At 69.6% G+C, this 20415-nt stretch carries 23 protein-coding genes; 19 read left to right on the top strand and 4 right to left on the bottom strand.

Translation table 11 applies throughout. From position 1 onward, the window contains the following. Window positions 1–3 precede the first annotated feature (3 nt). The 6 genes from ABTU82_RS13960 (at window position 4) to dapF (ending at window position 6531) form a co-directional block, all read left to right on the top strand. A complete protein-coding gene (locus ABTU82_RS13960) occupies window positions 4–603 on the top strand; it encodes a signal peptidase I (RefSeq protein WP_165817953.1) in 600 nt (199 codons plus the stop codon). Window positions 604–614: 11 nt separating this feature from the next. After that, complete coding sequence (locus tag ABTU82_RS13955; RefSeq protein WP_407173886.1) at window positions 615–1349, top strand: hypothetical protein; 735 nt, start codon at window positions 615–617, stop codon at window positions 1347–1349. Further along, the gene (locus ABTU82_RS13950) at window positions 1349–3073 is read left to right on the top strand and encodes a choice-of-anchor G family protein (protein ID WP_407173885.1); all 1725 of its coding nucleotides are present in this window, start codon (window positions 1349–1351) and stop codon (window positions 3071–3073) included. The genes ABTU82_RS13955 and ABTU82_RS13950 overlap by 1 nt, the downstream gene beginning before the upstream one ends. A 65-nt stretch (window positions 3074–3138) precedes the next feature. Then, window positions 3139–4689 (top strand): tRNA (N6-isopentenyl adenosine(37)-C2)-methylthiotransferase MiaB, encoded by a 1551-nt coding sequence (gene miaB / locus ABTU82_RS13945; protein WP_407173884.1) that lies wholly within the window; start codon window positions 3139–3141, stop codon window positions 4687–4689. Then, entirely contained in the window at window positions 4686–5651 is a 966-nt protein-coding gene (gene miaA, locus ABTU82_RS13940) for a tRNA (adenosine(37)-N6)-dimethylallyltransferase MiaA (RefSeq protein ID WP_407173883.1), read from the top strand. The genes miaB and miaA overlap by 4 nt, the downstream gene beginning before the upstream one ends. 10 nt (window positions 5652–5661) lie before the next feature. Next, on the top strand, window positions 5662–6531 hold the full coding sequence (gene dapF / locus ABTU82_RS13935) for a diaminopimelate epimerase (RefSeq protein ID WP_407173882.1): 870 nt from the start codon (window positions 5662–5664) through the stop codon (window positions 6529–6531). Here dapF and ABTU82_RS13930 read toward each other — a convergent pair. Further along, the gene (locus ABTU82_RS13930; RefSeq protein WP_116647330.1) at window positions 6504–7190 is read right to left on the bottom strand and encodes a class I SAM-dependent methyltransferase; all 687 of its coding nucleotides are present in this window, start codon (window positions 7188–7190) and stop codon (window positions 6504–6506) included. The genes dapF and ABTU82_RS13930 overlap by 28 nt on opposite strands. 103 nt (window positions 7191–7293) lie before the next feature. On the opposite strand from ABTU82_RS13930, the gene hflX reads away from it, so the two are divergent. Further along, window positions 7294–8811, top strand: coding sequence for a GTPase HflX (gene hflX / locus ABTU82_RS13925; protein WP_121150497.1), 1518 nt, complete (start codon window positions 7294–7296; stop codon window positions 8809–8811). A 65-nt stretch (window positions 8812–8876) separates the two neighbouring features. On the opposite strand, the gene ABTU82_RS13920 is transcribed toward hflX, so the two are convergent. Both ABTU82_RS13920 and lexA read right to left on the bottom strand, forming a co-directional pair. After that, window positions 8877–10796, bottom strand: a complete 1920-nt coding sequence (locus tag ABTU82_RS13920) for a S9 family peptidase (protein WP_407173881.1) — start codon at window positions 10794–10796, stop codon at window positions 8877–8879. A gap of 32 nt (window positions 10797–10828) precedes the next feature. Further along, a complete protein-coding gene (lexA, locus tag ABTU82_RS13915) occupies window positions 10829–11506 on the bottom strand; it encodes a transcriptional repressor LexA (protein WP_116647327.1) in 678 nt (225 codons plus the stop codon). A 267-nt stretch (window positions 11507–11773) separates the two neighbouring features. Here lexA and ABTU82_RS13910 point away from each other — a divergent pair, with 267 nt between their 5' ends. The 6 genes from ABTU82_RS13910 to ABTU82_RS13885 are packed head-to-tail and all read left to right on the top strand — an operon-like array spanning window position 11774 to window position 16034. After that, window positions 11774–12130 (top strand): LysM peptidoglycan-binding domain-containing protein, encoded by a 357-nt coding sequence (locus tag ABTU82_RS13910; protein ID WP_407173880.1) that lies wholly within the window; start codon window positions 11774–11776, stop codon window positions 12128–12130. Between the two features lie 20 nt (window positions 12131–12150). Continuing rightward, on the top strand, window positions 12151–13236 hold the full coding sequence (locus tag ABTU82_RS13905; RefSeq protein WP_116647325.1) for a histidinol-phosphate transaminase: 1086 nt from the start codon (window positions 12151–12153) through the stop codon (window positions 13234–13236). Further along, window positions 13233–13841, top strand: a complete 609-nt coding sequence (gene hisB / locus ABTU82_RS13900) for an imidazoleglycerol-phosphate dehydratase HisB (RefSeq protein WP_407173879.1) — start codon at window positions 13233–13235, stop codon at window positions 13839–13841. The genes ABTU82_RS13905 and hisB overlap by 4 nt, the downstream gene beginning before the upstream one ends. Further along, window positions 13838–14488: an imidazole glycerol phosphate synthase subunit HisH gene (hisH, locus tag ABTU82_RS13895; protein ID WP_407173878.1), complete on the top strand. Its 651-nt coding sequence runs from the start codon at window positions 13838–13840 to the stop codon at window positions 14486–14488. The genes hisB and hisH overlap by 4 nt, the downstream gene beginning before the upstream one ends. A 45-nt stretch (window positions 14489–14533) precedes the next feature. After that, window positions 14534–15280, top strand: coding sequence for a bifunctional 1-(5-phosphoribosyl)-5-((5-phosphoribosylamino)methylideneamino)imidazole-4-carboxamide isomerase/phosphoribosylanthranilate isomerase PriA (priA, locus tag ABTU82_RS13890; RefSeq protein WP_116647322.1), 747 nt, complete (start codon window positions 14534–14536; stop codon window positions 15278–15280). Then, entirely contained in the window at window positions 15264–16034 is a 771-nt protein-coding gene (locus tag ABTU82_RS13885; RefSeq protein WP_407173877.1) for an SseB family protein, read from the top strand. The genes priA and ABTU82_RS13885 overlap by 17 nt, the downstream gene beginning before the upstream one ends. A gap of 347 nt (window positions 16035–16381) precedes the next feature. Here ABTU82_RS13885 and ABTU82_RS13880 read toward each other — a convergent pair whose 3' ends face one another. Then, the gene (locus tag ABTU82_RS13880) at window positions 16382–16798 is read right to left on the bottom strand and encodes a DUF1844 domain-containing protein (RefSeq protein WP_187266807.1); all 417 of its coding nucleotides are present in this window, start codon (window positions 16796–16798) and stop codon (window positions 16382–16384) included. Window positions 16799–17039: 241 nt separating this feature from the next. Between ABTU82_RS13880 and infC the strand changes: the two genes are divergently transcribed. The 6 genes from infC (at window position 17040) to ABTU82_RS13850 (ending at window position 20341) form a co-directional block, all read left to right on the top strand. Then, the gene (gene infC / locus ABTU82_RS13875; RefSeq protein WP_116647320.1) at window positions 17040–17663 is read left to right on the top strand and encodes a translation initiation factor IF-3; all 624 of its coding nucleotides are present in this window, start codon (window positions 17040–17042) and stop codon (window positions 17661–17663) included. Between the two features lie 46 nt (window positions 17664–17709). Continuing rightward, complete coding sequence (rpmI, locus tag ABTU82_RS13870; RefSeq protein ID WP_055835219.1) at window positions 17710–17904, top strand: 50S ribosomal protein L35; 195 nt, start codon at window positions 17710–17712, stop codon at window positions 17902–17904. 29 nt (window positions 17905–17933) lie between these two features. After that, window positions 17934–18317, top strand: coding sequence for a 50S ribosomal protein L20 (gene rplT, locus ABTU82_RS13865; RefSeq protein ID WP_121150511.1), 384 nt, complete (start codon window positions 17934–17936; stop codon window positions 18315–18317). Window positions 18318–18424: 107 nt separating this feature from the next. Next, a complete protein-coding gene (locus ABTU82_RS13860; protein ID WP_407173876.1) occupies window positions 18425–19228 on the top strand; it encodes a TrmH family RNA methyltransferase in 804 nt (267 codons plus the stop codon). A 5-nt stretch (window positions 19229–19233) separates the two neighbouring features. Further along, the gene (locus tag ABTU82_RS13855) at window positions 19234–19464 is read left to right on the top strand and encodes a hypothetical protein (RefSeq protein ID WP_407173875.1); all 231 of its coding nucleotides are present in this window, start codon (window positions 19234–19236) and stop codon (window positions 19462–19464) included. An 82-nt stretch (window positions 19465–19546) separates the two neighbouring features. After that, a complete protein-coding gene (locus tag ABTU82_RS13850) occupies window positions 19547–20341 on the top strand; it encodes an amino acid ABC transporter ATP-binding protein (protein ID WP_407173874.1) in 795 nt (264 codons plus the stop codon). Window positions 20342–20415 lie beyond the last annotated feature (74 nt).

The raw sequence follows: 20415 nt of genomic DNA, 5'->3' as shown, positions 1-20415 counted from the left end.
GTCGTGCCCTCTCTCACCGAGGCGCCGGCCCGCGGACCCGCGCACCACGCGCGGGCCGGCGGGCCGGTCGCGGCGCACGCGGCAGCGACTCCGCGACGTCGGGACGTCGTTCGAGATGCCGTCATCGCGGTGCTCGGAGTGGTCGGGATCCTCACGATCGTGTGGCTCGTCGCGTCCGCCGCGCTCGGGCTGTCGATCATCGTCTTCGTGACGGGATCGATGGGCCCGTCGCTGCCGACGGGATCGGCCGCCGTGGTCCGGGAGGTCGCGGCGTCGGAACTCGCGGTGGGAGATATCGTCACGGTGCCACGCCCGAACTCCACGGCGCCGGTCACCCACCGGGTCGTGGCGATCGACGGCGTACCCGGCAACGCGCAGGCCCGCAGCCTCGTGCTTCGCGGCGACGCGAACACGATCGACGATCCCGACCCGTACATCGTCGAGGACGTGCGTCGCGTCATGGTCGGTGCGCCCGGAGCGGGGTGGGTGGTGATCGCGGCGAAGACTCCCGCCGCGATGGGGGGGATCACTCTCGTGGTCGCCGCCGCGGTCGCGTGGGCGCTGTGGCCTGCCCCCGCTTCTCGCGTCCCGCGACCGCAGTAGAGGAACCCCGGATGCCCTTCCCACGCCTCCCTCTGCGACGCACCGTCGCGGCGGTGCTGACCGCCGTGGTCTCACTCGCGCTGCTGGTCGGCGGGGGCCTCATCGCCGGCGCCGCTGCCCGCGCGGCGTTGGTCGACGTCCCGCCCACGGGGCATCCCGGCCGACTGGTGCTGTCTTCCGATCCGTACCCCGCGGAGTTCCTCGATCTCAGCCCGGGCGATCCGTCGTACTGGCAGGTGGCCGCCCGCCTCGAGGACGCCGTCGGAGCCACACTCTCGGTGCAACTGCGCAAGACCGGCGAACTCGTATCGCACCCGCGGGGGCTCGAGATGACCGTGGACGAATGCGACGTCCCCTGGACCGGCCTGGGCGAGGCCCCGGTGTGCGCCGGCACGGCAACACCGGTCGCCGTCGCGACGCGGTCCGACGAGTACGCGGCGTCGAGCCCGACGTTCCAGCTCGGGTCGCGCGCAGCATCCGCCCCGGTGTTCCTGCTCGTGACCCTGGCCGTGGAGGATTCGACCGATGCGCGAGCGGATGCTTCGCTGATGGGCCTGGTCGGAACGATGGGCATCGGCCTCACCGCCGTCGCGGTCGATCCTGCGGTCGGTCCGCCGGGAGGGGGCGGCGTTCTTCCCGCGACGGGGGCGGACGTGTGGCTCTGGGTGGCGGTGGGCTCGATGGCGGCAGGTCTTCTGGGTCTCGGTGCGGCCCTGCGGATGCGACCGTTCCGAGGGGAGCGGTGATGCGACGGTCGCTCACGGCGCTCGCGTTCGCCGCGGTCGCGGTCGTCGTCGTTCCGCTGTCGGTCACGGCGACCACCGCCGCGTGGACCGACGAGGAGTGGGCGAACGGAGATATCGGCACGTCGTCGCTGCGGTGCGGGGAAGACGCCGGCTTCGCGTCGACGTCGCACGGGCGCTTCCTCTCGGGCGATCTGCTCGGCGCCGACCTCGACCCTGTGGCCGACCTCGAAGAGATGCGGCTCGTGCTCGGGGCCGACGGCGTGCTGTCGGTTCAGCCCCCGGACGCCGTGAATCTCGCCGCCCTCACCTACGCCAATCCCTTCGACGTCGACCTCTTGGGCATCGCGGGGGTCGACATGAGCGGATTCGAGGTGCCGGTGCCCGGCGCGGCGCTCGGCGCCGCCAACCAGTACGCGCGGGTGTCGGGATTCGGGTCAGCCGCCGGTGCCTCGGGCCTGGTGAACGACAGCGGCGTCGTCACGGTCGGAACGACTCCGAGCGGTTCCCTGCCGTCGCCGGCGACCATCCGCCTAGACGAGTTGCTTCCCCTCCTCACGGGGATCGCGGGCGCGGATCTGCGGGTGGGCGCCGTCGGTGCGAGCTCGGAGCTGGACGGCTGCGCCGCGCTGAGGTCGTCGACGTGGGGCGACGGCATGGTCACGGGAAGCACGCGCAGCTATGCCGTCGCGGGCCTCGGTCTCGACGTCGAGGTGCCGGCTGTCGGCGAGCTGGCGGGCACCGCCACGACGGGGATCACGAACGTCAACTCGGCGATCGCCTCGCTCCTCGGTTCGTCGGGTCTGATCTCGTCGGCGATCGGGGCCCGCCTGGATCTCGCTCTTCCCGGCATCCTGACCACGAGCATCGGCGGAAACGTCACGCTCTCCGGGCTGAATCTCGGGGGAGCGGTGGCGTCGCTGCTGTCCACGCCGTTGACGGACGGCGTGGTGACGGTCGATCTGCAGAGCGGCATGGTCGACATCGATCTCGATGCTCTGCTCCCGTCGCTCAACAACGCCCCACCCAACACCGAGATCGTCGTGAACTCCGACGTGCTGGCGCCGATCGTCACCCGGGTCGGCGATCTGCTGAACACCTGGACGTCGCAGATCACCGCAGCGCTGCAGCAGAACCTGCGTGCGGCCACCCTGACGATCGATCTGAGCGCCGTCATCGGCGCACCGGGGATCGGTATCCTGCCCGGTCTGGACGTTCTCGACGTGTCGATCGACTATGTCGGGCCGGTCGGCGCGGTGCTCGACGGCACGGCGACGTTCGCGATCGATGCGGAGGCCGCGGGCGTGGTCGGCGCGATCAGCATCCTTCTCCAAGCGCTGGGCCTTCCGACCGTCGGCCAGCTGATCGCCTCGGTCGAGCTGCTCTCGTCCGTGCTGGTCGCCGTCGTGGCGAACCAGATCACCACCACCGCGCTCGGCGCGATCACCTCGCTCGGCGCGACGCTCTCCACCGCCGTGAACACGATCGTCGCTCGCGTGGGCTCCGTCGTGAACGTGCTGCCGTCGATCCTGTCGCTGATGGTCAACGTGCAACCCGACCGCCCGGGCGCACCGCCCGGATCGACGTACATCGCCGGCACCGACGACTCCACGCCGCAGTACCTCGTCTCGGCGTTGCGGATCGGGCTGGCCGATGCGCTGACCCCCTCGAGCATTGCGCGCGTCACCCTCGGCACGGCTTCTGCGGGGCCGGTTACGGCACCGTGAGCGACCCGGTCGAGCCGACCGGGTCGCGGGCCCGCACGGGGCGCGGCTCGTAGAATGGGCCCATCATGAGCATGCCTTCTCGCACCCCGACGGTGATCGATCGGTCGCCCGCGGCCCTGCGCTTCGACGGTCAGCCCCGCACCTACGAGGTGCGGACCTTCGGGTGCCAGATGAACGTCCACGACTCGGAACGCCTCTCGGGCTCGCTCGAGAGCGCGGGCTACCTGCCCGCCGAGGCGGGCACGGACGCCGACGTCGTCGTGATCAACACCTGCGCGGTACGCGACAACGCCGCCGGAAAGCTCTACGGAACCCTCGGTCACCTCAAATCGCGCAAGGACGTCCGCGAGGGCATGCAGATCGCGGTCGGCGGGTGCATGGCTCAGATGGACAAGCAGGCGGTGCTCGACAAGGCGCCCTGGGTCGACGTGGTCTTCGGAACGCACAACATGGGATCGCTGCCGAGCCTGCTCGAGCGCGCGCGTCACAACGGCGATGCGGAGCTCGAGATCCTCGAAGCGCTCGAAGTCTTCCCCTCGACCCTGCCGACCAAACGCGACAGCGTCGCCGCAGGCTGGGTCTCCATCTCGGTCGGGTGCAACAACACCTGCACGTTCTGCATCGTGCCGAGCCTTCGCGGCAAGGAGAAGGACCGCCGTCCGGGCGACATCCTCAACGAGATCCGCATGCTCGTCGACGACGGCGCGATCGAGGTGACGCTGCTCGGGCAGAACGTCAACTCGTACGGCGTCGAGTTCGGTGACCGCCTCGCGTTCGGCAAACTGCTCCGAGCAGCCGGTCAGATCGAAGGGCTCGAGCGCATCCGGTTCACGAGCCCGCACCCGGCCGCCTTCACCGACGACGTGATCGCCGCCATGGCCGAGACGCCCGCCGTGATGCCGCAGCTGCACATGCCGCTGCAGTCGGGAAGCGACCGCGTTCTCAAAGCCATGCGCCGGTCGTATCGGAGCGAGAAGTTCCTGGGCATCCTCGAGCGGGTGCGCGCGCTCATCCCTCAGGCTTCGATCACGACCGACATCATCGTCGGATTCCCGGGCGAGACCGAGGCCGACTTCGAAGAGACGTTGCGGGTGGTCGAAGCATCCCGGTTCTCCAGCGCCTTCACCTTCCAGTACTCGATTCGCGAGGGCACCCCGGCGGCGACGATGGCGGACCAGGTTCCGAAGGCCGTCGTGCAGGAGCGCTACGAACGTCTCCTCGCCCTGCAGGACCGCATCTCGCTCGAGGAGAACGCGATGCAGGTGGGCCGGGAGGTCCAGGTGCTCGTCTCGACGGGCGAGGGCAAGAAAGACGCTTCGACGCACCGCTTGACCGGTCGAGCCGAAGACAACCGCCTCGTGCACTTCGAACTGCCGGCCGGATCTGCCGTCCCGCGCCCGGGCGACATCGTGACGGTCGGGATCACCCGCGCGGCACCGTACTACCTCCTCGCCGACGCGTCCGACGGTGCGCCGCTGCGCATCCGGCGCACGCGTGCGGGCGACGCCTGGGATCGATCCCAGGCGGAGTCGTGCGGTGTACCGACCCCCGCCGGCGAAGCGGGCGCGCCTCGCGCGATCTCGCTCGGCCTGCCGTCGCTGCGCGTCGGGGTGTGAGCCGCCCGCCGAGGCTCTGGGCCGTCGTCGGTGCCACCGGCACCGGCAAGACCGGGCTCTCCCTCGCGCTCGCCGAGGCGCTCACCGCCCGGGGAACGGCGGCCGAGATCGTCAACGCCGACGCGATGCAGCTGTACCGCGGCATGGACATCGGAACGGCGAAGCTGCGTGACGACGAACGACGTGGCATCCCGCACCACCTCTTCGACGCGTTGGAGGTGACCGACGAAGCCGCCGTGGCCTGGTACCAGGATGCTGCGCGAGATGTCGTGCGTCGCATCCACGCCCGCGGAGCAGACGCGGTGCTCGTCGGGGGTTCGGGGCTCTACGTCTCCAGCGTGGTGTTCGATTTCGCGTTCCCGCCCCGTGACGCCGCCGTCCGCGCCGAGCTCGAGGCCGAGCTCGAGCGTCTCGGACCCGGGATGCTCTTCGCCCGGCTGCAGGAACAGGACCCGGTCACGGCGGCACGCGTCGATCCGAAGAACGGCCGACGCATCGTGCGCGCGCTGGAGGTGCTCGCGCAGGGCGAGGACACCCATGGCGCCGCGCTGCCCGACGAGCCGGTGCTGTGGCACGAGGCGACCACCGCCGTCGGAACACGTATCGAACGCGCCGAGCTCGTGCCCATGCTCGACGCGCGCGTGGAGGGCATGTGGCGCGACGGCCTCGTCGCCGAGGCCGCGGCGCTGCGCGAACGCGGGCTCGAGGATGGCGTCACGGCGCGTCGGGCCATCGGTTACGCGCAGGCCCTCGGGCAACTCAGAGGCGAACTCACCGAGTCGGAGGCGATCGCCCAGACGCAGGCGCTGACCCGCCGCTACGCCCGACGACAGGTGTCGTGGTTCCGGCGCTATCGCGACGTCGCGTGGGTCGACTCCCGCTCGGTCGACACCGCGGCGCTCGTCGAGCGAACTCTTGTCGGCGCGACCCAGGCTCCCGACCCCGGTTCGCACGACTCGTAGACTGGGTCGCATGTCGCGCACCCTCCCGTTCACGAAGGGTCACGGTACCGGCAACGATTTCGTCGTGATCGCCGACCCTGACGGCTCCCTCGACCTCACCGACGACCAGATCGCCGCGCTCTGCGATCGGCACATGGGCATCGGCGCCGATGGCCTCCTCCGCGTCGTCCGCTCCACGGCGATCGACGAAGGAGCCGAGGCTGCAGCATCCGGGGCCGAGTGGTTCATGGACTACCGCAACGCCGACGGTTCGAAGGCCGAGATGTGCGGCAACGGAACGCGAGTGTTCGCCCGCTACCTCGTCGACGCCGGTCTCGCCTCCATCGACGGCGGCCTGCGCATCGGCACCCGAGCGGGCGTGAAGACGCTCACCCGCAGTGACCGCGGATTCGAGGTCGACCTCGGGGTCTGGCGTGCGGAGCCGGACGACATCCTGGTGCGCGCACGCGGCCTCGATGTCGCCCGGCCGGGCACGGGCATCGATGTGGGCAACCCGCACGTCGTGGTCGCTCTGTCGTCGCCTACCGAGCTCGACGCGCTCGACCTGTCCTACCGCCCGATCCTCGACCCCGAGCCGCGCCACGGTGCGAACGTCGAGTTCGTCGTGCCCGGCGACCCGCTGGTGCGCGACGGCGTCGGCGAAGTGCGGATGCGCGTGTTCGAACGGGGCGTCGGCGAGACCCTCTCGTGCGGCACGGGCGTCGCGGCCGCCGCTCTCGCGGTGCGGCACTGGGCGGGTCCTGCGGCTCCGCGACGGTGGCAGGTGGACGTACCCGGCGGCACGCTGGGCGTGCGCATCGTCGATGAGTCCGACGGCGAGCACGTCCTGCTGTCAGGACCGGCGGTGCTCGTCTACTCGGGTGAGGTCTCGCTAGTCTGAACGTCGCCGTCGTCGGCCGAGACGATGTCGATCGCCGCAGTCGCGGGCGTACCGTGTCGGCGCACCTTCAGCACGCGGTACCCGCGCCCCGTCGCCGCGCGCTGAACGCTGAAGCCCCGCGGAAGCGTGGCACCGAGCCAGCGCTGCAGGGAGTCCGAGCCGAGGTTGCGCTGCACGACGAGCCACGCGTCCGATCTCTCCTCGAGCCGGGGGAGCCAGGTTTCCAGCATTCCGTGCAGTTCGTTCTTGCCCACTCGGATCGGGGGATTCGAGCGGATGGTGCGGAAGGCCACGTCGGCGGGAACATTCTCGGGCCGCACGGCGTTCACATTGGTGAGCCCGAGAATCTCCGCGTTGCGACGCACGAGGTCGAGTGCTCGCTCGTTGACATCGACCGCCCACACCGTGGCGTGCGGGGCGTCGAGTGCGAGGGACAGCGAGATCGGCCCCCACCCGCTCCCGAGGTCGAGGAAATCGCCGCCTGCAGGGGGCGACGGCGTGTTGGCCAGCAGCACGGCGGTGCCGGCATCGAGACGGTCGGGACTGAAGACGCCACCAGCGGTGACAACCTCGACATCGCGGCCGGCGAGGGTCACTCGCAGGCGCCGGAGGTTCTCTGCGCTGGAGGGAGACCCGGTGAAGTAGTGGTCGCTCCCCATGCGGAGAGCGTATCGGAGAGATCGTCCTCCCGACGGGAGGATTAGAGTTTATGGATGCTGCGGCCCCGGCCTTCGGCCGAGGGCGGCGCGATGGAAGGAACAGATGACAGACACCACAATCCCCCAGAGCGCGGATGAGATGCCGGTCGACCCGGTGGATCGAGTGCTCGCGCGCGCCGAAGCGCACTCCGGGGTGCGTGTGTTCGGAGCAGCCCAGGCGCTCCAGGACGACAGAACCGTTTCGTACGGTGACACCGACGGCGACCAGTGGGACCGCGAGGACCGCGCCGCCCTGCGCCGCGTGGTCGGTCTGTCCACCGAGCTCGAAGACGTCACCGAGGTCGAGTACCGACAGTTGCGCCTCGAGAACGTCGTTCTCGTCGGCGTGCACCCGCAAGGACAGCAGGAAGAGGCCGAGAACTCGCTGCGCGAGCTGTCCGCCCTCGCGGAGACCGCGGGCGCGGTCGTTCTCGACGGCGTGCTGCAGCGGCGTCCGAACCCCGACCCCGCGACCTACATCGGCAGTGGGAAGGCGCAGGAGCTGCGCGACATCGTCGCGTCGGTCGGCGCCGACACGGTCATCGTCGACACCGAGCTCGCACCCAGCCAGCGGCGCGCGCTCGAGGACGTCGTCAAGGTGAAGGTCATCGACCGCACCACCGTCATCCTCGACATCTTCAGCCAGCACGCCAAGAGCCGCGAGGGCAAGGCGCAGGTCGAACTCGCCCAGCTCGAGTACCTCCTTCCGCGCCTGCGCGGCTGGGGTGACTCGATGAGCCGCCAGGCCGGTGGCCAGGTCGGTGCCGGCGGTGCCGGTATGGGGTCTCGTGGTCCGGGTGAGACGAAGATCGAGCTCGATCGCCGGCGCATCCGCACCAAGATGGCCGTGCTGCGCCGCCAGATCCGCGACTTCGCGCCCGCGCGCGAAGCGAAGCGGGCCGAGCGCAAGCGCAACACCATTCCGGCCGTCGCGATCACGGGATACACCAACGCGGGCAAGTCGAGCCTCCTGAACCGTCTGACTCGCGCCGGTGTCCTCGTGGAGAACGCGCTGTTCGCCACGCTCGACACGTCCGTGCGCCGCTCCGAGACCGCAGACGGGCGCGTGTACACGCTGACCGACACCGTCGGTTTCGTACGCAACCTCCCGCACCAGCTGGTCGAGGCGTTCCGTTCCACGCTCGAGGAGGTCGGCGACGCCGACGTCATCGTGCACGTGGTGGATGGCTCGCACCCCGACCCCGCCGCGCAGCTCGCGACGGTTCGCGATGTCATGGGCGACGTCGGTGCGCGATCGACACGCGAGATCGTCGTCTTCAACAAGGCGGATCTCATCGATGCCGACTCGCGTCTCGTGCTGCGCGGCCTCGAGTCCTCCGCGCTGTTCGTGTCCTCGCGTACCGGCGAGGGAATCGACGAGCTGCGCGCGGTGATCGAGGAGGCCCTGCCTCTGCCCGCCGTGGAGGTGCGCGCCGTGGTGCCGTACGACCGCGGTGATCTGGTCTCCGCGGCGCACGAGAGCGGCATCATCGTCTCGCAGGAGCACCAGGCCGAAGGAACATTCCTGCACGCCCACGTCGGGGCGAAGCTGGCCTCCGACCTGCAGCCGTTCCTGGCCTGACCTCTCCGCAGCATCCGTCTCCGCAGCATCCGTCTGTGCCGGGGCCGGATGCTGCGGACGAGTCGTCAGTCGAGAGTGAGCTCGGGCACGTCGGGCGTGTCGAATCCGAAGGCCGCACCGAGGAACGCCAGTTCGCTCTCGAGAGCGTGGACGATCGTTTCGGCGGTGCGGAAGCCGTGCCCCTCGCCGTCGTACAGGACGTACGCGTGCGGGACCCCTCGCGCGACGAGGGCATCGCGGATGGCCTCGGCCTGCGCGGGCGGTACGACGGCGTCTTCCGACCCCTGGAGGATGAGCATCGGCACACGGAATCGGTCGGCCGACGTCAGCGGTGAGCGCTCGATGTAGAGCGGCTCGGCCTCGGGGAGCGGGCCGATGAGGCCGTCGAGATAGCGCGCTTCGAAGTCGTGCGTGTCGGCGGCGAGGGCACGGGCGTCCCCGACGCCGTACCGCGAGATACCGGCCGCGAAGACGTCGGTGCGGACGAGGGCCGACAGCACCGTCCATCCGCCGGCGGAGCCGCCCTCGATCGCGATCCGCGACGGGTCGGCGAGCCCGTCGTCGCTGAGAGCGGTCGCGGCGGCGGCCACGTCGTCGACGTCGACGACGCCCCACTGCCCGCGAAGGCGATCGCGGTAGGGGCGTCCGTAGCCGGTCGAACCGCCGTAGTTGACGTCGAGCACACCGATTCCGCGGCTTGTGAAGTACGCGATCTTGGCCGACGCCGCAGGACCCACGTGCGACGTCGGACCCCCGTGCACCAGCACGAGGTACGGCGGCTTCTCATCCGCCGGGGCGGTCACCTCGGGATTCGTCGGCGGGTAGGCGAAGGCATGCACCGGCCCGTGGGGTCCGGGGGCGGTGATCGACCGCGCGGTCGGGAACCACTCCGGGCCCGGGCCGTTCGAGCCGCCGGCGAGGCGTTCCACCGTCGGAGCACCGAGATCGCTCGCGTCGACGAGCCAGAGACCGGCGCCGCCCGAGGCGGTCGCACCCGAGACGAGCGCGCGCGTCGTCGAGACGTCCTCGACGGCAGCGCCGGCGACGATCGGTACCGGCAGCGGGTCGACCCGGTCGCCGTCGACCATGACGAGTTCGTCGGCCCCGTTCGTGCGGACCGCGACGAGGCGACCGTCGTCGAGCGCTCCGAACCAGCGCGTACCGAGCACCCAGAGCGCGCCGCCGGTGTCGGCGTCTGCCGGAGCCAGGGCGACGGGCGCGGCGTCGCCGTCTGCACGCCAGAGGTTCCACCGTCCGGTCGGGTCATCGGAGTAGGTCACCTCGTTCGGGGCCGTCCACACCGGCTGCAGCGCGGCCGTGCCGCGGGCGTTGATCGTCCGCGGAGCGGATGCGCGGCCGTCGACGATCTCGGCGATGCGCAGCTGCGTGCGATCCCAGGGCATGTCGGGGTGGTTCCACGCGACCCAGGCCAGACGCGCGCCGTCGGGAGAGATCGCGGGTTGCGCGACGAAGTCGGTGCCGCCCGCCACGCTCACGAGGCGATCGGCATCGTCGGCGGCCGACCCGTCGAGCGGGATCCGCACGATGTCGCGAGCGGGTACCGGGGCTCCTTCGTGGCGTTCGCGGACGGCCAGCAGCGTCCCTGCGCCCCACGTGAGTCCCGCGAATCGCGCGGAGGGGTCATCGGGGGTGAGCGGGCGCGGGCGACCGCCGGGCGTGAGTGCCCACACGCGTTGGTCGGATTTCTCGGAGAAGACCAGCTCGCCGTCGGCGGCCGTCCACGCACCGCCTCCGTACTCGTGGACGCGCGAGCGCGCGCTGAGCGGAGCGGGGAGTAGATCGTCGATCGATCCGTCGGGTCGCCGGCGCAGGACCGTCGTTCGTCCGCCCTCGGAGGGCATCGTCTGACCCCACCAGATGTCGTCGCCGACGAAACGTGCTCCGTCGGTGCGCGGAGACGCAGCGGCGACAGACGTCGCACGGAAGGGGGAGGGCCAGGAACCGTAGGGGAGCGGGGAATCCATCCCCTCACCCTAGGGCGGGGGTCGGACGGGGATCAGACGGCCCGCAGCACCGCCACGACCTTGCCGAGGACGACGGCGTCGTCGCCGAGGATCGGCTCGAAGGCGCTGTTGCGCGGGAGGAGCCAGGTGTGGCCGTCGCGTCGGCGGAACGTCTTCACCGTGGCCTCGTCATCGAGCATCGCCGCGACGATCTCGCCGTTCTCGGCGTTCTGCTGCGAACGCACGACCACCCAGTCGCCGTCGCAGATGGCGGCGTCGATCATCGACTCGCCCGAGACCTTCAGCATGAACAGATCGCCCTTGCCCACGAGCTGTCGGGGCAGGGGGAAGATCTCATCCACCTGCTGGTCGGCGGTGATGGGAACTCCGGCGGCGATGCGCCCGACGAGGGGGACGAGCGCGGCGTCGCCCACGGCCGGGGCGTTGTCGGCGGGGTTCTCGACCGACGTGCCGGGGAGGTCGATCAGCACTTCCATCGCGCGCGTCTTGCCGGGGTCGCGACGGAGGTAGCCGCTCAATTCGAGCTGGTTGAGCTGGTGCGTGACGCTGGAGAGCGATTTGAGTCCGACCGCGTCGCCGATCTCTCGCATGCTGGGCGGGTACCCGTGACGGCTGATCGAGCGCTGGATCACTTCGAGGATCGCCATCTGCTTGTCGCTCAGGCTCTTGCGGCGGCGGGTCTGCGGTTTATCCCGGGCGCCGGACGGCATCGCGTCGCTCATTCTGGCTGCTCCCTCTCGCGCCCGAGGGGCGCCGGTCTTCGAATGTCGGAGGTCCGTGATGGTGTCTCCCTGTCGAAACCGTATACGGATTCGCACGCACTCAGCGGCTGCCTGCCGCGTGTCGCGTTCGATCCATCTCCGAGAAGAACGGTGTTGACACCCTGACTGTATCGAAGATAGATTCGGAAGAGAGCTTCGCATCCGGTACTCCGGCCCGAGCGCCGGATGCGAATCTCTCACCTGAGGAGGAACCCCATGACCAGCATCGGCATCGCCCCCGTCGTCCCGACCACGCGTCTTCGTCTGACTGCGCGCGGTCGCCGGGTGCTCACCGGTCTCGCCGCGTTCCCGTTCGTGGTGGCCATCGCCGTCGCGGCGATCAGCGGCGGTTCTGCGCTGGCATCCCGCGATGCGGGTGCGCCAGCGGGCACGTTCACCGAGGTCACCGTCATGGCCGGTGAGTCGCTCTGGGGCATCGCCCAGGAGGTCGCGCCGTCCGCCGATCCGCGCGACGTGGTCGACGCGATCGTGCGACTGAACGCCCTCGATGGGGTGGAGCTCTCCGCGGGCCAGCGGCTCGCCATTCCTGCGGAGTACTCCTCGGCCCCCTGAGCCCGCCCTACCATCGAAGGGTGACCACGAGGCTCGATGACCTTCCGCTCCGCGACGATCTGCGCGGAATGAAACCCTACGGTGCGCCCCAGGCGGCGTTGCCGGTAGCTCTGAACGTGAACGAGAACACGCATCCGGTGCCCGACGACGTCGCCGGTGACATCCTCGACGCGGTGGCACGTGCCCTGCGCGATGTGAACCGTTACCCCGACCGCGAGTTCACCGCACTTCGCGAAGCGTTCGCCGACTACCTGGGCGAGGGGCTCACTCGCGAGCAGATCTGGGCCGGTAACGGGTCGAACGAGGTACTTCAGCACCTGCTGCAGGCCTTCGCGGGGCCCGGTCGCACCGCCTTCTCGTTCGATCCGACGTATTCGATGTACCCGCTGCTCACGCGAGGCACGGGCGCCCGATGGGTGTCGGGTGCGCGGTCGCACGACTACACCGTGTCGGCCGCCTCGGCGGCCGAGCAGATCTCGGAGGTGCGCCCTGACGTGACCTTCCTCTGCGCGCCGAACAACCCAACCGGAACCCCGATGTCGCTCGACGTGATCGAGGCCGCCTATGACGCGACCGAGGGCATCGTCATCGTCGACGAGGCGTATCAGGAGTTCGCCCCGCACGACGCGCCCTCGGCGGTCAGCCTCCTCCCCGGGCGAGAGCGCCTGGTCGTGTCTCGCACGATGAGCAAGGCCTTCGCCTTCGCGGGAGCACGGGTCGGATACCTCGCGGCCGATCCCGCGCTGATCGACGCCTTACGACTCGTACGGCTGCCGTATCACCTGAGTGCGCTCACCCAGGCGGCGGCGACGGCGGCTCTCGGACACGCCGCCACGATGCTCGGCATGGTCGACGAGATCGTGTCGCAGCGCGACCGGATCTCCGCGACCGTCGAAGCCCTCGGATATCAGGCGCACGAGTCGTGGACGAACTTCGTGCTGTTCGGGGGCGTATCAGACCCGGCAGCGACCTGGCAGGCGTTGTACGACCGTGGAGTGCTGATCCGTGACATCGGCATCCCTCACCACCTGCGGGTCACGGCAGGGACGGCCGACGAGACGACCGCGTTCCTCGACGCACTGGCCTCGGTAGGATCGGGCTCATGACCGGCCCCTCCCGAACCGCCTCGATCCGCCGCGCGACCAGCGAGTCGAGCGTCGAGCTGGAGCTCAACCTCGACGGCTCGGGCAAGAGCTCGATCGACACGTCGGTTCCCTTCTTCGACCACATGCTGACGGCGTTCGCGAAGCACTCGCTGACCGATCTCACCGTCCGCGCGGCGGGTGACACGCACATCGACGCCCACCACACCGTCGAGGACGTGTCGATCGTGCTCGGCACGGCGATCCGCGAGGCCCTCGGCGACAAGGCCGGCATCTCGCGGTACGGCGATGCCCTGGTGCCGCTCGACGAGGCCCTCGCTCAGGCGGTCGTCGACATCAGCGGACGCCCTTACCTCGTGCACTCGGGTGAACCCGACGGTTTCGAGCAGCACCTCATCGGAGGGCACTTCACAGGCTCGCTGGTTCGCCACACGTTCGAGGCGATCGCGTTCAACGGCGCCCTCACTGTGCACGTCCGCGTTCTGGGCGGCCGTGACCCTCACCACATCGCGGAGGCGGAGTACAAGGCGTTCGCGCGTGCATTCCGCCAGGCGAAGGCGTTTGACCGCCTGGTCGACGGCATCCCGAGCACGAAGGGCGCCCTGTGAGCTCGCGTCCCGTCGTCGCGGTGCTCGACTACGGATCGGGCAACGTCCACTCCGCCGTCAAGGCTCTGGTGGCAGCCGGTGCCGACGCGCGCCTCACTCGTGATCGCGATCTCGTGCTGGAGGCCGACGGCCTGGTCGTGCCCGGGGTCGGCGCCTTCGAGGCCGTCATGGGGGCGCTGCGCGCTCACCGCGGGGGCGATCTGATCGATCGGCGCCTCGCCGGAGGCCGCCCCGTGCTCGGTATCTGTGTCGGTATGCAGGTGCTGTTCGAGCGGGGCGTCGAGCGCGGCGTCGACAGCGAGGGGTTGGGGGAGTGGCCGGGTGCCGTGACCCAGCTCGAGGCGCCTGTCCTGCCGCACATGGGGTGGAACACCGTTCGCCCCGATGCGGGGTCGCGCCTGTTCGCCGGCATCGAGAACGAGCGCTTCTACTTCGTGCACTCGTACGCCGCCCAGCGCTGGGAACTCGACGTGCAGCCGCCTTTCCCGGCGCCGTCGCTGACGTGGTGCGACTACGGCGAGCCGTTCCTCGCCGCGGTCGAGAACGGTCCGCTGGCCGCAACGCAGTTCCACCCCGAGAAATCGGGGGATGCGGGCATCCGCCTGCTCGCCAATTGGATCGACGGCCTCGGCGCCGCTACTGTCTAACCTCGTGCCACAGCGAGCGACCGGCGTCCGCGTGCACGAGGAGCCATGAACGATTTCGCGTCAACACCCGAGCTGATCCTCCTCCCCGCTGTCGATGTCGCAGGCGGCAAGGCCGTGCGGCTGACGCAGGGCGAGGCGGGTACCGAGACGAACTACGGCGATCCGGTCGATGCGGCCGCCGACTTCGCACGCCAGGGCGCGGGCTGGATCCATCTGGTCGACCTCGATGCGGCCTTCGGGCGCGGCAACAACACCGCGGTGATGCGTCGAGTCATCAAGCAGGTGCGCGGCGTCCAGGTGGAGCTCTCCGGGGGCATCCGAGACGACCGCTCGCTCGAGGCCGCTCTCGACAGCGGCGCCAGCCGCATCAACCTCGGTACCGCGGCGCTGGAGAACCCCGAGTGGGCCGCCGACGTCATCGGCCGCTACGGCGACGCGATCGCTGTCGGCCTCGACGTGCGTGGGACGACACTCGCCGCGCGGGGATGGACCCGCGACGGCGGTGACCTCTGGACCGTCCTCGCGCGTCTCGAAGACGCCGGTTGCAGCCGATACGTCGTCACCGACGTGACGAAGGACGGCACGCTCAAGGGCCCGAACATCGACCTTCTCCGCGAGATCGCCGAGCGCACACCCAAGCCTGTCGTGGCCTCGGGCGGCGTCTCGAGCCTCGACGACATCGCGGCCCTTCGCGAACTCGTGCCGCTCGGCGTCGAAGGCGCGATCGTGGGCAAGGCACTCTACGCCGGGGCGTTCACCCTGGCTGAGGCACTGGATGTCGCCGGAGGCTGACACTCCCGCGGGCGACTCCGCAGGGGTCCCCTGGGAGGGGCGACGCTTCGAAGACAATCGCCACGCGGCCGACGACGGTTCCGCCGATCCGGCGCTGTTGGTCGCGCTGACCGCCGACGCCGACGGTGCGCGGGATGCGCGCGCGGTCGTCGAGGCCTATCGCACCGCTCGCCTGCTCATTCCGCTGGTCGCCGACAAGGGCGACGAGGGCGTGGGTCCGCACGGTCTCGTCGTGGACAAGACGCAGGAACTCTCCATCGTCACCGTGGCGGCCCCCGACGGGCGCAAGGTGCTGCCGGTCTTCACGTCGGTGGACGCGATGAAGCGGTGGGATTCTGTGGCCAGGCCCATCCCCGCAGACGGCGTGCGCACGGCGGTCGCCGCGGCCGGAGACGACACCGAGCTGATCGTGATCGACCCGGGCTCCGACACCGAGTTCGTGCTTCGTCGGCCGGCGGTGTGGGCGATCGGCCAGGGCATCGCGTGGGAGCCCAGTCACACGTCGGCCGAGGTGTTCACGGGGCTGCAGCAGAGCGTCGGAGCCGAGCTCGCGGTGCTCGACTTCGCCGTCGAGCCGGGAGACCCGACCGATCGCCTCCGGGGGCCCGAGCTCATCGTCCACCTGCAGCTCATGCAGGGTCTCGAGCAGGACGAGCTCGACGCCGTCCTCGCCCGTCTCGCCCGCCGCTGGGCCGCCGACGACCGCATCGCCGTGCTGGTCGACTCCCTCACGGTCAAACTCCACCGCGAGTAGCCCCGCTCCCACGCCCGCGGATGCGCCGCATCCGCCTCTCTCCCGAGGTCGACGATCGCGGCCGGGAGCGCGCGACGCGGGAGGTCTGCGGGCCGCGCCGGAGGGTGCAGGGATGTCGTCCCCGAGCCAATCGGATGCGCAGCATCCGCCCTCCTCTCCCGAGGTCGACGATCGCGGCCGGGGTGGGTAGCACGACGGAGCGCCCCGGACTCCGACGGAGGGCGCAGGGATGTTCCCCTCGAGCCAATCGGGGTAGGGGCCCCTCTCTTGGCTCGAGGGGAACATCCCGGAGCCCGGAGTCGGAGCCCGGAGCGCGTCGCCGCGTCACCCGCCCCGTGTGTCCAAGATCAGTTGACCGGCCCGGTCCATTTCTCGCCCGGACCCTTGCCGATGGGGTCGGGGATGACGGATGCTTCGCGGAAGGCGAGCTGCAGTGAGCGCAGGCCGTCGCGGAGCGAGCGCGCGTGCATGTCGCTGATCTCGGGCGCGGCGGCGGTGATGAGGCCCGCGAGTGCGTTGATGAGCTTGCGGGCCTCGTCGAGGTCGGTCTGGTGCGCCGGGTCGTCGGCGAGACCGACCTTGACGGCGGCGGCGCTCATGAGGTGCACGGCGGTGGTGGTGATCACCTCGACGGCGGGGACGTCGGCGAGGTCGCGTCCCGCCGATTCGGCCGAGCGTTCGCCGTCCTCCTCCCATCGCGTGAGTCGTTCGTCGCCGCCCTCGGGGGAGTCGGAGGGGGCGTCGTTACCGGGAATCGTGTGCACGTGTTTCTCTCTGCTAGACTGTGGCGGGCTTCGGAGCTTTTCTGTTCCGAACGAAAGAGGATCACATCCCACCCGCGCTTGCCGCTCAAGGCTACCGGGTCCACGCACTCCGCTCCGGTCGCCCGGGGTTGCACGGGTGTAGAGCCGGCGTTTCGCACGTCGAGTCGGGTGGAATGCGTCTTCTTCCGCCCGCGACGCTCCCGTGTCGCGGTGGTCTCCCGCAACGTAAGAGGAGTCCCGCATCAGCGATCCCCGCACCAATGACCGCATCCGCGTCCCCGAGGTCCGCCTCGTGGGTCCCGCTGGTGAGCAGGTCGGCGTCGTCCGCATCGAGGTGGCACTGCGCCTGGCCCAGGAGGCCGACCTCGATCTCGTCGAGGTAGCCCCGAACTCGAAGCCGCCCGTGGTCAAGATCATGGATTACGGCAAATTCAAGTACGAGACTGCGCAGAAGGCAAAGGAAGCGCGTCGCAACCAGGCGAACACCGTCCTCAAAGAGGTGCGGTTCCGTCTGAAGATCGAGGCCCACGACTACATAACCAAGCTCAAGCGCGCTGAGGGCTTCCTCCAGGCGGGCGACAAGGTCAAGGCGATGATCCTGTTCCGTGGTCGCGAGCAGTCGCGTCCCGACCAGGGTGTGCGCCTGCTCCGCAAGTTCGCGGAGGATGTCGCCGAGTTCGGCACGGTCGAGTCGAACCCGACGATCGACGGCCGCAACATGGTGATGGTGGTCGCACCCCACAAGAACAAGTCCGAGGTCAAGACGGAGCAGAACGCTCAGCGCGCTGCGACGAAGGAAGCGGCCCGCTCGGGTTCGCGCCCGGACTCCTCCGACTCCGAGCCTGCCGCGGCATCCGCCGAGTAGGCCCCCAGACTCCCGCCTCGCGGGAAACCCAACGAAGGAAAGACAGATGCCGAAGCAGAAGACCCACTCGGGTGCCAAGAAGCGCTTCAAGTTGACCGGTAGCGGCAAGCTCATGAAGCAGCAGGCCGGCATGCGGCACAACCTCGAGGGCAAGGCCTCGAAGCGGACCCGCCGTCTGAACCAGGAGCAGGTCCTGGCCAAGGGCGACGCCAAGGTCGCGAAGAAGCTCCTCGGCCTTTGAGCGCCGACGCACGTTAGGAACGATAAGAAATGGCTAGAGTCAAGCGGGCAGTAAACGCCCACAAGAAGCGTCGCGTCATCCTCGAGCGCGCCTCCGGTTACCGCGGACAGCGTTCGCGCCTGTACCGCAAGGCGAAGGAGCAGGTCACCCACTCGCTCGTCTACGCGTACCGTGACCGTCGCAAGCGCAAGGGCGACTTCCGTCGTCTGTGGATCCAGCGCATCAACGCGGCATCGCGTCAGAACGGCCTCACGTACAACCGTCTGATCCAGGGCCTCGGCCTCGCGGGTGTCCAGGTCGACCGTCGCATGCTCGCCGAGCTCGCGGTCAACGAGCCCGCCACTTTCGCGTCGCTCGTCGCGACCGCGAAGGCCGCGCTCCCGGCCGATGTGAACGCAGCCAAGACCGCGTAAGCATCCGTTTTTCGAGAAAGGGCGTCCTCCTTCGGGAGGGCGCCCTTTCTGCTGCCCCGACCGCGTCGGTCGCGGAGCGGACCGCGCGGGAGCCCTAGGCTGGCCCCGTGCTCGAGAATCCCCGTTCGCCGCGCGTCCGCGCGGTCGCGAAGCTGGCCAAGCGCAGTGCGCGTGAAGAGACGGGTCTTTTCCTCCTGGAGGGTCCGCAGGCCGCGCGCGAGGCGCTGCAGTATGCGCCCGAGTCGCTGGTCGACCTCTTCGCGACGCCGACGGCGATGGAGAGGCACTCCGACATCCGCGACGCGGCGCGCGCCGCCGACCTCGAGGTGGAGTACACCACCGAGGCGGTGCTCGACGCGATGGCCGACACGGTGACCCCGCAGGGGATCGTCGCCGTCGCGCGTCAGCAGCCCACGTCGATGCGCGAGGTGTTCGCCTCGAACCCGCGGCTGGTGGCGATCTGCGAAGAGGTGCGCGACCCCGGCAATCTGGGCACCATCATCAGAGCGGCGGATGCTGCGGGCGCAGACGCCGTCGTCCTCACCGGGCGCACCGTGGATCCGTACAACCCGAAGGTCGTGCGGTCGACGACCGGATCGCTCTTCCACCTGCCGATCGCGGTGGGCGGCGAGCTCGAGGCGGCCGTCGAGCGCGCCCACGCCGCCGGCATGCGGGTCGTCGCCGCCGACGTCGACGGCACCGACTTCCTCGCCTCACGGCACCTGCTCGCCGAGCCCACCGCGTGGCTGTTCGGCAACGAGGCGCGCGGGCTCGAAGAGCCGGCCCTGGCCCACGCCGACCTGGCGCTCCGACTGCCGATCTACGGTCGGGCCGAGTCGTTGAATCTGGCGACCGCGGCGAGCGTGTGCCTGTACGAGACGGCGTTCGCGCAGCGCGAAAACGCTCGCTAGGGTCCTTGCGAGCCCTGCCCGCCTCGCGGTTCGTTCACCTGCAGCTCGACCATCACCAGTGCGTTCTTCCGCGTGATCTGGGCACCGGCACGCACGACCTCAACTGCACCCTGTACATCACCGCGAACGCGCCCGCTGGGACCAATACGTACGACGTGGTCACCAGTGATCTGCTCACCGGGATCCACACCGACCCCTACGAGCCCCTCAATTCCTCGGGGTCTTACGTGCGGTAGATCTTGTTCCGGGCCGGTTACGGCTCAGTAACGCTCGAGCGTTCGGCTGGGTGGTTGCGCAGCAAGTCCTTAGGTTGGACGTATGTCGACCGCCCAGCCTTCCGCGCATCCCAAGACGTCGAACATCACCGCCCGTCGTGGCGAGCCGCTCGTCGTGGTCGAGCACGTGGAGAAGCACTTCGGCGAACTTCACGTGCTCAAGGACATCAACACGGTCGTCGACCGAGGTGAGGTCGTCGTCGTCATCGGTCCTTCCGGAAGCGGTAAGTCCACGCTCTGTCGCGCGATCAATCGTCTCGAGACCATCGACTCGGGTGTGATCACGATCGATGGCGCGCGGCTCCCCGAGGAGGGGAAGGCGCTCGCCCAGCTGCGCGCCGATGTCGGCATGGTGTTCCAGTCGTTCAACCTGTTCTCGCACAAGACGGTGCTCGAGAACGTCACGCTCGGCCCGATGCGCGTGCGAGGACTGAAGAAGAAGGACGCCGAGGAGCGCGCGATGGCGCTGCTGGACCGCGTCGGTGTCGCGAACCAGGCGAAGAAGATGCCGAACCAGCTCTCCGGCGGACAGCAGCAGCGGGTAGCCATCGCGCGGTCGCTGGCGATGGAGCCGAAGCTCATCCTCATGGACGAGCCCACGAGCGCTCTCGATCCCGAGATGATCAACGAGGTGCTCGACGTCATGGTGGGCCTCGCCGCCGACGGCATGACCATGATCGTCGTCACCCACGAGATGGGCTTCGCACGCAAGGCTGCCGATCGCGTGCTCTTCATGGCGGAAGGCGCGATCGTCGAAGAGGCCACTCCCGAGGAGTTCTTCACCAACCCCCAGAGCACCAGGGCTCAGGACTTCCTCTCGAAGATCCTCGAGCACTGATCAGACTCGGCCGACCAACGGCCGAGAACCCACAGCGACCGCACGACGGTCCACACAGCAAAGGATGGAACCGA

This window comes from Microbacterium deferens (assembly GCF_045517775.1).
In the GTDB taxonomy this organism is placed as follows: domain Bacteria; phylum Actinomycetota; class Actinomycetes; order Actinomycetales; family Microbacteriaceae; genus Microbacterium.
Note: the sequence above shows the minus strand (reverse complement) of the source record. Positions and strands in the feature narration are given on the sequence as shown.